Source organism: Streptosporangium sp. NPDC050284 (assembly GCF_044459525.1).
Taxonomy (GTDB): domain Bacteria; phylum Actinomycetota; class Actinomycetes; order Streptosporangiales; family Streptosporangiaceae; genus Streptosporangium.
This window is the reverse complement of the sequence record NZ_JBITIZ010000007.1, coordinates 250,569-262,896: the sequence shown is the minus strand read 5'-3', so window position 1 is coordinate 262,896 and position 12,328 is coordinate 250,569. Positions and strand designations below refer to the sequence as shown.

The following is a 12,328-nucleotide window of genomic DNA, read 5'->3' as shown; positions in this document are numbered from 1 at the left end:
GGTAGTGTTCGGCCCAGAAAGCGCCACAACGGACAGTCCTGAATCACAAATTCGTCCTGTCCGGGGGCATGGAGCCCGTGGGGATGACGGCTCCCGCCGGCGCGGTCACCAAACATCATCAGCCGGAGCATCCGGTGACTTCGTCCTGCCCTTCATCACCGTGAGCGAGAACACGATGAACCCATCCCCCCTCCCCTCCCCTTCCCAGGAGTCCGTGGCCGAGGACTTCGTCTCGGCGGACCCCCAGTGGTACAAGCGCGCGGTCTTCTACGAGGTGCTGGTCCGCGGGTTCAAGGACTCCAACGGCGACGGCACCGGTGACCTGCGCGGACTCATCGAGAAGCTGGACTACGTCGAGTGGCTCGGCGTCGACTGCCTGTGGCTCCTTCCGCTGTACGAATCTCCCCTACGTGACGGCGGATACGACATCTCCGACTACATGAAGATCCTTCCGGACTTCGGGGACCTCGGGGACTTCGTGGAGCTGATCGAGTCGGCGCACCAGCGAGGCCTGCGCATCATCACCGACCTGGTGATGAACCACACCAGCGACAAACACCCCTGGTTCCAGGCGTCCCGGCACGACCCCGAGGGGCCGTACGGCGACTTCTACGTCTGGTCCGACAGCCCGACCGGGTATCCCGACGCGCCGATCATCTTCATCGGTGCCGAGGAGTCCAACTGGACCTACGACCCGGTCCGCAAGCAGTACTACTGGCACCGCTTCTTCCACCACCAGCCGGACCTGAACTACGAGAACCCGGCGGTCCAGGAGGCGATGCTGGAGGTCCTGCGGTTCTGGCTGGACCTGGGCATCGACGGCTTCAGGCTCGACGCGGTGCCCTACCTCTTCGAGCGCGAGGGCACCGACTGCTCGGGCCTGCCGGAGACCCACGCGTACCTGAAGAAGATCCGCGCCGAGGTCGACCGCCTCTACCCGGACCGGGTGCTGCTGGCCGAGGCCAACGGCTGGCCCGAGGACGTGGTCGAGTACTTCGGCGACCCCGCGACCGGCGGCGACGAGTGCCACATGGCCTTCCACTTCCCGCTCATGCCGCGCATCTTCATGGGGGTGCGACGGGGCAGCCGCGAGCCGATCTCCGAGATCATGTCGCGGACCCCGAAGCTCCCCGACAGCGGCCAGTGGGGCATCTTCCTTCGCAACCACGACGAGCTGACGCTCGAGACGGTCACCGAGGAGGAGCGCGACTACATGCACGCCGAGTACGCCAAGGACCCGCGCATGCGGGCCTACCTCGGCATCCGGCGCCGCCTCGCCCCGCTGCTGGAGAACGACCGCGACCAGATCGAGCTGTTCACCGCGCTGCTGCTCTCGCTGCCCGGTTCCCCGGTCATGTACTACGGCGACGAGATCGGCATGGGCGACAACATCTGGCTGGAGGACCGTGACGCGGTCCGCACCCCGATGCAGTGGAGCCCCGACCGCAACGCGGGCTTCTCCACGGCCGACCCCGGACGCCTGTACCTGCCCGTCGTCATGGACCCGATCCACGGATACCAGGCGGTCAACGTGGAGGCGCAGCAGAAGAACCCCGCCTCGCTGCTCCACTTCACCAGGAACATGCTGGCGATCCGCCGCAGCCACCAGGTCTTCGGCACCGGCGTCTACAACGAGCTGTGGTCGAGCAACCCGGCGGTGCTCAGCTTCGTCCGCGAGGACGGCGAGGACCTGATGCTGTGCGTCAACAACCTCTCGAAGTATCCGCAGCCGGTCGAGCTCGACCTGCGCCGCTTCGCGGGCATGATCCCCGTCGAGGCGAGGGGCGGGGTGCGGTTCCCCCCCGTGGGCACCCTGCCGTACCTGCTCACCCTGCCCGGTCACGGTTTCTACTGGTTCTCGCTCAAGAACGCCGACGTCCCCGGCATCGACGGCTGAACCACCCCTTTTTCCGAACGGCCCCGGGACGATCATCGTCCCGGGGCCGTCCCGGGTGAACGCCGACGAGCCGGGGTTATCTCGCGGTGACCGGGACCTGGGCGCGGGCCGCGTACCCTGCCGGGATCAACGTCACCAGCAGGGCGCTCCCCACCGCGACGAGCACCGCGACGGCGAGCGTCAGGGCCGAGGGCGTACGGCCGATGCCCGCGCCGACACCGCTGGTGTGCCCCTGCAGGTCGATCAGCCCGCCGACGAGTGAGGCCCCGGCCACGGTGCCCGCGACCACCCCCAGCACGATCAGCAGGCCGGTCCCGGTGACCAGGGTGGCCGCCACCTGCCGGGGTGTGAGGCCCATGGCCTTGAGCACCGCGAGGTCGAGGGCGTGGTCGCGCAGGCCGAGGGCGCTCGCCGTCAGGAGGTTCGCCAGGCCGAGCAGGGCGAGCACGACGATCAGCGCCACGATCACCACGCGGATGATCGCGAGCCGTTCCGCCGGATTCACCACCCGCTGGACCTCAAGGGCCTCTCCCGAGGCGACCATCAGCCGCGCCCTCACCTCCGCCGGGTCGGCGCCCGGCCTGAGCACCAGACTGTAGAACTGCGGCGGCACCGCGTCCTTGGCCGCGAGGCTGTCGATCCCGAAGGAGAGCACCTCACCGTCCTGGTCGGGCTCCACCACCCGGCCCACGAGGTGCACGATCAGCGGGGTGCCGCCGACGGTGAGCCGGACCCGGTCCCCGATCTTCACGCCCAGCAGGTCGAGCAGCCCCTGCCCCGCGACGGCCTCCCCCCTGGCGGCGTACATCCGCCCCTCGACGACCGAGAAGGGGTACGGCTCGGCGGAGGTTCCGGCGGCGCGGGCCAGCACGCTCCTGGTCTGCTCGGGCTCCAGCGCGGGCACCTCGGTGCCGGGGTAGACCGCCAGCACCCCCGGGTCGGCCCTCGCGATCCGCAGGGCGTCGTCGGCCGAGAGCTTGTCCGGGCGCACCGTGAGCGCCGCCGCCTGGCCGACCCGCTCCGGGTGCCGCAGGAAGTCGTCCAGGGTGGCCCAGCAGCCGAGCCCAATAGTGATCATCATCATCGGGATCGCGACGCCGAAGATGCTCAGGAACGCCGGGACGCGACGGGTGAAGGCGTCCCGGGTGCCCAGGACCAGCGCGGGCGGCAGCCGGATGAGGAGCGCCAGGCGCGCCAGCCGTGACAGGTGCCTCCTGGGCGGCGCGACCGGCGCCGCGGGGATGGGAGGGGTACGGCCGCCCCGCCAGGCGGGCAGTGCCACCGCCACCAGGACCACGGCGGCGGTGCCACCGGTGATGGCGAGCAGCGGGGCCGGGGAGAGCGGCAGTATCGGCACCCCGTCCAGGACGAACGAGGCCGCGATCTGCCCGCAGACCAGTCCGAGGACGATGCCGAGCAGCCCGAGCACGCCGTGCTCGGCCATGAGCACGCCGAACACCTGGCCCCGGGTGTAGCCGAGGGACTTGAGGGTGGCGATGTCGCGCGTCTGGCTCAGCACCCGGCCGCCCACCGCGTTGGCGATGGCGAGCGCGGCGGCCACCAGCCCGGTGATTCCGAACAGCGCGAGCAGCAGGCCGAGCAGCCGGTTGTCCAGCTCCATCGAGGCGCGGACCTCACGCCAGGTGGACATCCGCTGGATCTGCTCGTCCAGGAGGGTGACGGCGCCGTGGACGGCGGGCAGCGTGGTCTCCCCGTCGGCCAGACGCAGCCCGGTGACCGACTCGCTGCGGCCCAGCGCGGGCTCGACCCTGGCCAGGACGGGCGCGAGCGTCCAGGCGAGGCCGGGCGTCCACTCGGGGTAGAACCCCTGGTCGGCAGTGTCGGCCAGGCCGACCACGATGAGCGGGTGGGTGGCGCCGTTGAGCGCGGTCACCGGGAAGGCGCCGCCCACCCTCAGGCCGAGCGCCCGGGCGAAGGAGCGCTCGACGACCACGCCGTCGGTGTCGCCGGAGCGCAGCGGGCGCCCCTCGCGGATCAGCGGGGCGGCGACCCGCGGCGGCGTCGCGGACATCTCCCGCAGCGCCACCGGCGACCTTTTGCCGTCCAGCGTGAGGGTGACCGGAGCCGATCGGTAGGGTCCCGCGACCTGGACCACGCCGGGCAGCCTCGACAGCGCGGCCGGGTCGGGGGCGTCCTTGGTGTGTATCCACACGTGCGCGCCCCTGGACTCGGCGAACAGCCCCCGCCACGGGTTGGTGCCGTCCTCCAGGAGGGTCGCGGAGGTGATCAGCGCCGTGACGATCCCGGCGACGGCGAGCAGTGTGAGCAGTGCCTGGCCCCTGCGGGCCCTGAGGTCGGCACGGATCCACCTCACGGAGGCGCGGACGGTGCTCACCGCGACGCCTTCCCCGCGATTCGCGATGCCCGTGGGGCCCCCGGAGCCCGCGGGGCCGCCGGACCGGCGAGCCCCGAAGACACGGGCAGAGGCGAACCCGTGATGCCGCGGCCGATGACGCCGCCGACCTGGAAGAGCCTCGGGAGCACGGGCCGAGGCGAACCCGTGGACGGGGAGGGCGGAAGGCGCACCGTCAGCCTCTCAGCTCGACGACGTCGCCGGCGCTGCCCTTGGGGCGGCGGCGGACCAGCCCGGCGCCCCCGTCGTCGACGACCTGGCCGTCCAGGAGGGAGACCACCCGGTCGGCCAGGCTGGCGACCCTGGCGTCGTGGGTGACCAGGATGATGGCCTGGCCCTCGCGGTGGACCTCGCCGAGCAGGCGCAGGACGTCGCGGGTGTTGCGGCTGTCGAGGTTGCCCGTGGGCTCGTCCGCGAGCAGCAGGCTCGGCTCGTTGGCCAGCGCGCGGGCGAGCGCGACCCGCTGCTGCTCGCCCCCGGCGAGCTGGGAGGGGGCGGCGTCGGCGCGGGCGGTGAGGCCGAGCTCGCCGAGGAGGTATTCGCGGCGGCGGCGGGCCTCGCGCGTGGAGGCCCCCGCCAGCAGCGCGGGCAGCTCGACATTGTCGGCCACGGTCATGTTGGCGACGAGATTGAAGAACTGGAAGACGAAACCGATCCTCCGGCGGCGAAGCAGCGCCCAGGCGCTCTCGCTGAGCGTGTCGGCCCGCTGCCCGTCGAGCCAGATCTCGCCGCTGGTCCTCGTCTCAAGACCGCCGATCATGTGGACCAGGGTGGACTTGCCCGAGCCGGAGGGGCCCATGACCGCCACGAACTCCCCCGGGCTCACCCGCAGGTCGACCCCGCGCACCGCGGGCACCGGCACCCCGCCGTCCTGGTAGATCTTGACGAGATTGACGGTTTCGACCACGGGAACCACGGGAACCACGGGAGACGTCAACTCAGCTCCTCCTGGCAGCGTTCGAGCCAGTCGAGGTCGGCCTGGAGGTGCAGCATGGCCCCCTCGACCAGCAGGAGCGCGACCTGATTCTCCGGGTCGGTCCGCTCGGCGAGCTCGTTGAGGTCACGCATGAGTCCGAGGTAGTGACGGCGCTGGCGATTGATCATCGCCATTCTGTCGGCGATGCCGGTCATCGGGGCCAGCACGAGCTTCATGAAGAACTCGTCCCGGACCCTGGGGCCCTCGGTGGGCTCGTCCACCCACGTGTCGAGGATCTCGCGGCCGGCGGCCGTCAGGTAGTAGACCTTCTTGTTCGGCCGGTTGGACTGCTCGACGTCCACGGCGCGCACCAGACCGTCCTTCTCCAGACGGCCGAGCGTGACGTAGATCTGCCCGATGTTCGGTGAAGGGTAGGCGCTGCCGAAGATCTGTTCAAGTGCCTGTTTGAGCTCGTAGCCGTGGGCAGGTTCCTTCGCGAGGAGCGCCAGCAGCGTCAGCCGCACGCCCCACCTCCTCGGAGAGCTCGTTACGTGAGCGTTACGGGGTTATCCGTTGACGGTGATGATATCGCTATGCATAACATGCATGCATCTACCTAACACGTATGTAACCAACTGGAAACCGGGAGGTCATGGTGCGCCGACTCATCCCCGTCGCGCTCGCCGTGCTTCTCGTGGCGGGGTTGGCGGGATGTTCGGCGGCCGGCGCCCAGGAGGGTGAGCGGTTCGGCGGGACCGGTCCGTTCACCCTGGTGATCGGACGCCCCGCGACCGCCTACCTGCAGCCGCTGCTCGACCGCTGGAACCAGGCCCACCCCGGGGAGCGGGCGACCCTGCTCGAACTCCCCGAGGCGGCCGACGAGCAGCGGGCGCAGATGGTCGCCAACCTCCAGGCCAAAAGCGACCGATACGACGTGATCGGATTGGACGTGATCTGGACCGCCGAGTTCGCCGAGGCCGGCTGGATCCTGCCGCTGGAGCGCACGATGTTCCCGCTCGACCGGTTCCTGCCGCCGGTCGTCGACACGGCGGTCTACCGGGGCAAGCTCTGGGCGGTTCCGTACACCAGCAACGCCGGCCTCCTCTACTACCGCAGGGACCTGCTGGCCAAGGAGGGCTTCAAGCCGCCGAGGACCTGGGAGGAGTTGCGCGCCCAGGCGCGCGCCCTGCACGACAAGTACGGCATCGGCGGCTACGCGGGGCAGTTCCTGGCCTACGAGGGCCTGACCGTCAACTTCACCGAGGCCGTGCAGTCGGCGGGCGGGCAGATCCTCAGCCTGGACGGCACCAAGGTGACCATGGACGTGGCCAAGGCGAAGGCCGGTCTGGACTTCCTGATGGACGGGTTCCGGGAGGGGTGGATCCCGGAGGAGTCGCTCTCCTACAAGGAGGACGAGGCGCAGCTCGCCTTCGAGGAGGGACGGCTCGCCTTCGCCCGCAACTGGCCGCACGCCTACGGACCGGCCACCACCTCGGCGGTCGCCGGCAAGTTCGGGGTGACCCGGCTGCCCGGTCTCGACGGCCCCGGCACCGGTTCGCTCGGCGGCTACAACCTCGCGGTGAGCGCCTTCTCCAAGCGGCAGAAGTCGGCCACCGAGTTCATCCGCTACTTCACCGGTCTGGAGAACCAGCGGCGGGTGCTCGCCGACGGCTCGTTCCCGCCCGTGTGGGCCGAGCTGTACGACGACCCCGATTTGATCAAGCGTTTTCCCTACCTGCCGGTCCTGAAGCAGAGCATCCTCTCCGCTCGGCCCAGGCCCGCCGGCGCCAACTACAACCAGGTGAGCCTGGTGATCGCCAGCGCGGTCTCCAACGCCCTCACACCGCCTTTCGCGAAGGACGGCGCCAGCAACGACGTCGTCTCCTCCATGAAGGGCCAACTCGAAGAGATAATCCGGGCCCAATGAGGCCGGGGCCAACCCCCGGCAGAAGCCGTCATCCCCATTTCGGCTGCTTGTTCGTCCTACATATCCCCCCATTTCACGCCTCAACGTCTCAGGAGGTTTGTTCAGTATGCGCAAAACCATCGCAGCGGTGACGACGGCGGGACTCGCCCTGGCACTCGCCGCGTGTGGCGGCGGCGAGTCGGCCGCCCCCGCACCGGCCACGAGTGACAGCGCGCCCGCGTCCGCCCCGGCCGCCAAGAACCTCGAAGGGGTGACCGTCGAGGTCGCCGCCAAGTGGACCGGCGCCGAGCAGACCAACTTCGAGCAGGTGCTCAAGGCGTTCGAGGAGAAGACCGGCGCCAAGGTCACCTACGCCTCCACCGGTGAGGACACCGGCGCCTACCTCGGACCGCGCATCGAGGGCGGCAACCCGCCGGACGTCGCGATCCTGCCCCAGCCCGGCCTGGTCCAGCAGTACGCGGACCAGAAGGCGCTCAAGCCGCTCACCGCCGAGGTCCAGAAGCAGATCGACGACAACTACACCCCGTACTGGAAGGAGCTCGGCTCCGCCGACGGCCAGGCCTACGGTGTGCTGGTGAAGGCGGCCCACAAGTCGCTCGTCTGGTATCGCGACCAGGCCTTCCAGGACGCCGGTGTGACGCCCCCCGCCACCTGGGACGACCTGATCAAGGCCGCCCAGACGATCGCCGACTCGGGCACCCCGCCGTTCTCCCTCTGCGGCGCCTCCGGCTGGACCCTGACCGACCTGTTCGAGAACGTCTACCTGTCCTCCGCGGGCCCGGAGAACTACACCAAGCTCTCCAAGCACGAGATCCCGTGGACCGACCCCAGCGTGACCACCGCGCTGGAGAAGATCGCGCAGCTCGTCGGCAAGAAGGAGTTCCTGCTCGGCGGCTCCGCCGGTGCCCTGCAGACCGACTTCCCGACCTGCGTGACCCAGGTCTACGGCCAGGACAAGTCGGCGATGGTCATCGAGGCGGACTTCGTGGGCGTCACTGCCGAGCAGTCGGGCGCGAAGCTCGGCGAGGAGGCCAAGTACTTCCCGTTCCCGAAGGTCGGCGAGACCGAGCCGGTCGTGCTGGGCGGTGACATCGCGGTGGCGCTGAAGGAGTCCGAGGGCTCGATGGCGCTGCTGGAGTTCCTCGCCTCCAAGGAGGGCGGCGAGGTCTGGGCGAAGCTTCCCGGCTACCTCTCTCCCAACCGCAACGTCTCGCCCGACAACTACCCGGACGACATGACCAAGAAGCTCGCCGAGACGATCATCGCCGCCGGTGACACGGTCCGCTATGACATGTCCGACCTCGCGCCCAGCGCCTTCGGTGGCACCGACGGCAAGGCCCTGTGGAAGTACCTGCAGGACTTCGTGCGCACCCCCTCGGACATCAAGGGCATCCAGGACAAGCTTGAGGCCGAGGCCAAGAAGGCCTGGAAGTAGGGGAGTAAGGCCGTGACCGATCGGTTAGACGGCCCGCAGGGTTCGCGTGGCGGCGACGACGCCGCCCGCGGTCCCTCCTCCGGACCTGACGACACCCAGCGGCCGGCGCGGGGCGCCGGCTCCCCCCACACCCCTGACACCACCCCGTCCGGCGGCGAGCCCTCGAAGACCCCCGAGACCCCGCAGCCCTTGGAAAAGACGGACGGCGGGGACGGCCACCCGGCGCTCGCCGATGTCAGGTCGGACGACCCGGCCGCACCGGCCGCCGAGCCGGAACTCGCCACGGCGGGGGCGGCCGCACCGACGGCCACGCCCGCGAAGGTGCCCGCCGGGGCCTCCCGGCTGGGGCCGCCGCCGAGGCTGGCGATCTGGTTCCTGCTGCCGGGCGCGCTCGTACTCGGCGTGATGGTGATCTACCCGATCATCTACTCGATCTTCCGTAGTCTCTACGACGCCAGCGGCAGCACCTTCGTCGGGGCCGAGAACTACGCGACGATCTTCAGCGACTCCTCCACCCTGACCACGATCAGGAACAACCTGATCTGGGTCGCGGTGGCTCCCGCCCTGGTCACCGTGATCGGCCTCGTCTTCGCGGTGCTGACCGAGCGGATCCGCTGGGCGACCGCGTTCAAGCTGGTCGTGTTCATGCCGATGGCCGTCTCCCTGATGGCCTCCGGCGTCATCTTCCGCCTCGTCTACGAGCAGGCCCCCGACCGGGGGGTGGCCAACGCGGTGATCACCTCGGTGACCGGTCTCTTCGGCTCGAGCAACGGCTACCCGGACGCCCGCCCCAGGGAGAACGACCAGTCCCCCGTCACCGCGGAACAGGGCGGCGGAGTGGTCACCAAGCAGCCCGCGCAGCCGGGGCAGGCCGTGCTCCTGCCGCTCGTGGGCGTGAAGCCCGACACCCTCGCCTCGGCCTCGACGGCGAAGGCGGTCCAGCCGGGTCCCGGCGAACTGGCGGGGACCGTCTGGGTCGACTTCACCCAGGGCGGCGGCGGCGCGGCCAACGAGGTGGACGGCACCGAGAAGGCCCTGGCCGGGATGACGGTCGAGGCGGTGCAGAACGGCGCCGTCAAGGCCACCGCCACCAGCGGGGCCGACGGCACCTTCCGCTTCACCGGGCTCGCTCCGGGTGACTACCAGGTGCGACTGCCGCAGTCGAACTTCGAGGCGGCGTTCGGCGGGATCCCCTGGCTGGGCCCGACACTGATCACTCCGGCGATCATCGGCGCGTTCGTCTGGGTGTGGGCCGGGTTCGCGATGGTGCTGATCGCGGCAGGGCTCGCGGCCATCCCGCGCGACGCGCTGGAGGCGGCCCGCATCGACGGGGCCACCGAGTGGCAGGTGTTCCGCAAGATCACCGTTCCGCTGCTCTCCCCGGTACTGCTCGTCGTGTTCGTCACGATGATCATTAATACCCTGAAGGTCTTCGACCTGGTCTTCGTCATCGCACCGGGATCGGTGCAGCCGCAGGCCAATGTGATCGCGCTGGAGATGTGGCGAGTCTCGTTCGGCGGAGGCAGCAACCAGGGGCTGGGCAGCGCGCTCGCCATCTTCCTGCTGCTCCTCGTCCTTCCCTTCATGATTCTCAACATCCGCCGGTTCAGGAGGGACAACCAGTGACGACCTCCACCCTTGGCACCCCACCTCGCGGCGTCCTCAGCAGGATCGTGGACCGGCTGGGCAACGGCCTGGTCCAGGCGGTACTGGTACTGATCGGCCTGTTCTGGCTGGTTCCCACCCTGGGCCTGTTCGTGGTCTCGATCCGTGAAGAGGCGGCCAACAACTCCAGCGGCTGGTGGACGATCCTCACCAAGCCGGCCGAGTTGACCCTTGAGAACTACTCCAACCTGCTCGCCACCGGGTTCACCGCGTCGTTCTGGAACACCGTGTTCATCACGGTGCCCTCGACCGTCCTGGTGATCGGCATCGCCGCCATGGCGGCGTACGCGTTCGCCTGGATGGAGTTTCCCGGCAGGGACGCGCTCTTCCTGGTGGTGGTCGGCCTGCTGGTGGTGCCGACCCAGATCGCGCTGATCCCGATCGCGAAACTGTACGGCTCGACCGGGATCTTCGGTTCCATCGCGAGCGTGGTGCTCTTCCACGTCGCCTTCGGCCTCCCCTTCGCCATCTTCCTGCTCAGAAACTTCTTCGCGGGCATCTCACGCTCGCTGCTCGAGGCGGCGCGGATGGACGGCGCCGGGGAATGGAAGATCTTCTCGACCGTGGTGTTCCCGCTGGCCAAACCGGCGGTCGCCTCGCTCGGCATCTTCCAGTTCCTCTGGGTCTGGAACGACCTGCTCGTCTCGCTGGTCTTCGCCAACACCGAGAACCAGCCGATGACCAAGGCCCTACAGTCCCAAATGCGGCAATTCGGGACCAACGTGGACATTCTTGCGCCAGGTGCTTTCCTGTCGCTGATTATCCCGTTGATCCTCTTTTTCGCCTTCCAGCGGTATTTCGTCCAGGGGATGATGGCTGGCTCGGTGAAATAGTTAACAGGGGCAGGCCCGGTGCGGCACGCGCTGATTCCCAGCGCGCGCCGTACCGGGCCTAAAACCTCGATAGGGTCCTGCACATGGCCGCACGTCCCTTGAACGAAGTCGTGGAAGCCGGGTGGGCCGAGGCCCTCGAACCCGTCGCCGAGAAGATCGCCGAGATGGGCGAGTTCCTCCGGAGGGAGGTGGCGGAAGGCAGGCAGTACCTCCCCTCGGGCGCCAACGTGCTCCGAGCCTTCCAACAGCCGTTTGACCAGGTCAAGGTGCTGATCGTGGGCCAGGATCCGTACCCCACGCCGGGCCATCCGATCGGCCTGAGCTTCTCCGTCGCCGCGGACGTGCGCCCGATCCCGGGCAGCCTGCGCAACATCTACAAGGAGCTCACCGAGGACCTCGGGCTGCCGATGCCGAGCAACGGCGACCTCACCCCCTGGACCGAGCAGGGCGTGCTCCTGCTCAACAGGGTGCTCACCGTCATGCCGGGCAAGCCCGCCTCACACCGGGGCAAGGGCTGGGAGGAGGTGACCGAGCAGGCCATCAAGGCCCTCGTCGCCCGCGACAAGCCGATGGTGGCGATCCTGTGGGGACGCGACGCCCGCAACCTGCGCCCGATGCTCGGCTCCGTCCCGGCCATCGAGTCGGCGCACCCCAGTCCCCTGTCGGCCCGCAGCGGCTTCTTCGGCTCCCGTCCGTTCAGCAGGACGAACGAGCTTCTCGAGCAGCAGGGCACGACCCCCGTGGAGTGGAAACTCCCTTAGGCTGGTCCACCCCACCCAGGCACTAGGATTCACACTATGAGTGATGTATCGGGCACCGAACGCTACCTGCGTCTGACCGTTGAGCTGACCGTGGAGGTGCAGGACATCGCCGCCCTGCAGGCCGCCGCACTGAAGGAGATCAGCCACCCTGACGCCGACCTGGACGACGACGAGCGCAAGGAGCAGGCGGAGCTGGTCTCGGCCGACGACACCGGCGCCACCGCGCTGCAGTGGCTGATCGAGCCGGACCACGTCCTTGGGCTGATCGAGCACGTCGACCAGATCGAGCCCCGCGAGGCCGTGCTGGGCGTCGAGCCCTCCGACGGCCCCTCCGACGAGGACGAGGACGACGACGGCCACGACCATGCCGGCCACGACCACTGAGACCGCGAGACTGAGCACGCGGCACTGAGATACGACCCCGCCACCCCGGCGGGGGGGGGGGGGGGGGGGGGGGGGGGGGGGGGGGGCCGGCGGCCGGGCCCCCCCCCGGGGCCGGGCCGGGGAGGGCGGACGCGGG

The 12,328-nt window shown here is 69.6% G+C and carries 10 protein-coding genes; 7 read left to right on the top strand and 3 right to left on the bottom strand.

What is annotated here, in order from left to right; genetic code table 11:
* The first annotated feature begins 175 nt into the window (after nucleotides 1–175).
* Nucleotides 176–1,897, top strand: coding sequence for a maltose alpha-D-glucosyltransferase (gene treS, locus ACIBH4_RS18655; RefSeq protein WP_362504568.1), 1,722 nt, complete (start codon nucleotides 176–178; stop codon nucleotides 1,895–1,897).
* 76 nt (nucleotides 1,898–1,973) lie between these two features.
* On the opposite strand, the gene ACIBH4_RS18650 is transcribed toward treS, so the two are convergent.
* The 3 genes from ACIBH4_RS18650 to ACIBH4_RS18640 all read right to left on the bottom strand — a co-directional run bounded on the left by ACIBH4_RS18650 (nucleotide 1,974) and on the right by ACIBH4_RS18640 (nucleotide 5,711).
* Complete coding sequence (locus ACIBH4_RS18650; protein ID WP_362767826.1) at nucleotides 1,974–4,253, bottom strand: FtsX-like permease family protein; 2,280 nt, start codon at nucleotides 4,251–4,253, stop codon at nucleotides 1,974–1,976.
* 193 nt (nucleotides 4,254–4,446) lie between these two features.
* Nucleotides 4,447–5,208 (bottom strand): ABC transporter ATP-binding protein, encoded by a 762-nt coding sequence (locus ACIBH4_RS18645; protein ID WP_399172461.1) that lies wholly within the window; start codon nucleotides 5,206–5,208, stop codon nucleotides 4,447–4,449.
* Nucleotides 5,205–5,711, bottom strand: a complete 507-nt coding sequence (locus ACIBH4_RS18640) for a PadR family transcriptional regulator (protein WP_350948533.1) — start codon at nucleotides 5,709–5,711, stop codon at nucleotides 5,205–5,207. The genes ACIBH4_RS18645 and ACIBH4_RS18640 overlap by 4 nt, the downstream gene beginning before the upstream one ends.
* A 128-nt stretch (nucleotides 5,712–5,839) precedes the next feature.
* Between ACIBH4_RS18640 and ACIBH4_RS18635 the strand changes: the two genes are divergently transcribed.
* The 6 genes from ACIBH4_RS18635 to ACIBH4_RS18610 all read left to right on the top strand — a co-directional run bounded on the left by ACIBH4_RS18635 (nucleotide 5,840) and on the right by ACIBH4_RS18610 (nucleotide 12,192).
* Nucleotides 5,840–7,114, top strand: a complete 1,275-nt coding sequence (locus tag ACIBH4_RS18635; RefSeq protein WP_362504561.1) for an ABC transporter substrate-binding protein — start codon at nucleotides 5,840–5,842, stop codon at nucleotides 7,112–7,114.
* 106 nt (nucleotides 7,115–7,220) lie between these two features.
* Nucleotides 7,221–8,549 carry an ABC transporter substrate-binding protein gene (locus tag ACIBH4_RS18630; protein ID WP_362504558.1) on the top strand — a complete coding sequence of 443 codons (1,329 nt, stop codon included), beginning with the start codon at nucleotides 7,221–7,223 and terminating at the stop codon, nucleotides 8,547–8,549.
* A 12-nt stretch (nucleotides 8,550–8,561) separates the two neighbouring features.
* Entirely contained in the window at nucleotides 8,562–10,175 is a 1,614-nt protein-coding gene (locus ACIBH4_RS18625; protein WP_362504555.1) for an ABC transporter permease subunit, read from the top strand.
* Entirely contained in the window at nucleotides 10,172–11,047 is an 876-nt protein-coding gene (locus ACIBH4_RS18620; RefSeq protein ID WP_362504552.1) for a carbohydrate ABC transporter permease, read from the top strand. The genes ACIBH4_RS18625 and ACIBH4_RS18620 overlap by 4 nt, the downstream gene beginning before the upstream one ends.
* Before the next feature lie 83 nt (nucleotides 11,048–11,130).
* Nucleotides 11,131–11,808 carry a uracil-DNA glycosylase gene (locus ACIBH4_RS18615; RefSeq protein WP_362504549.1) on the top strand — a complete coding sequence of 226 codons (678 nt, stop codon included), beginning with the start codon at nucleotides 11,131–11,133 and terminating at the stop codon, nucleotides 11,806–11,808.
* 36 nt (nucleotides 11,809–11,844) lie between these two features.
* Nucleotides 11,845–12,192 (top strand): hypothetical protein, encoded by a 348-nt coding sequence (locus ACIBH4_RS18610; RefSeq protein WP_362504546.1) that lies wholly within the window; start codon nucleotides 11,845–11,847, stop codon nucleotides 12,190–12,192.
* Nucleotides 12,193–12,328 lie beyond the last annotated feature (136 nt).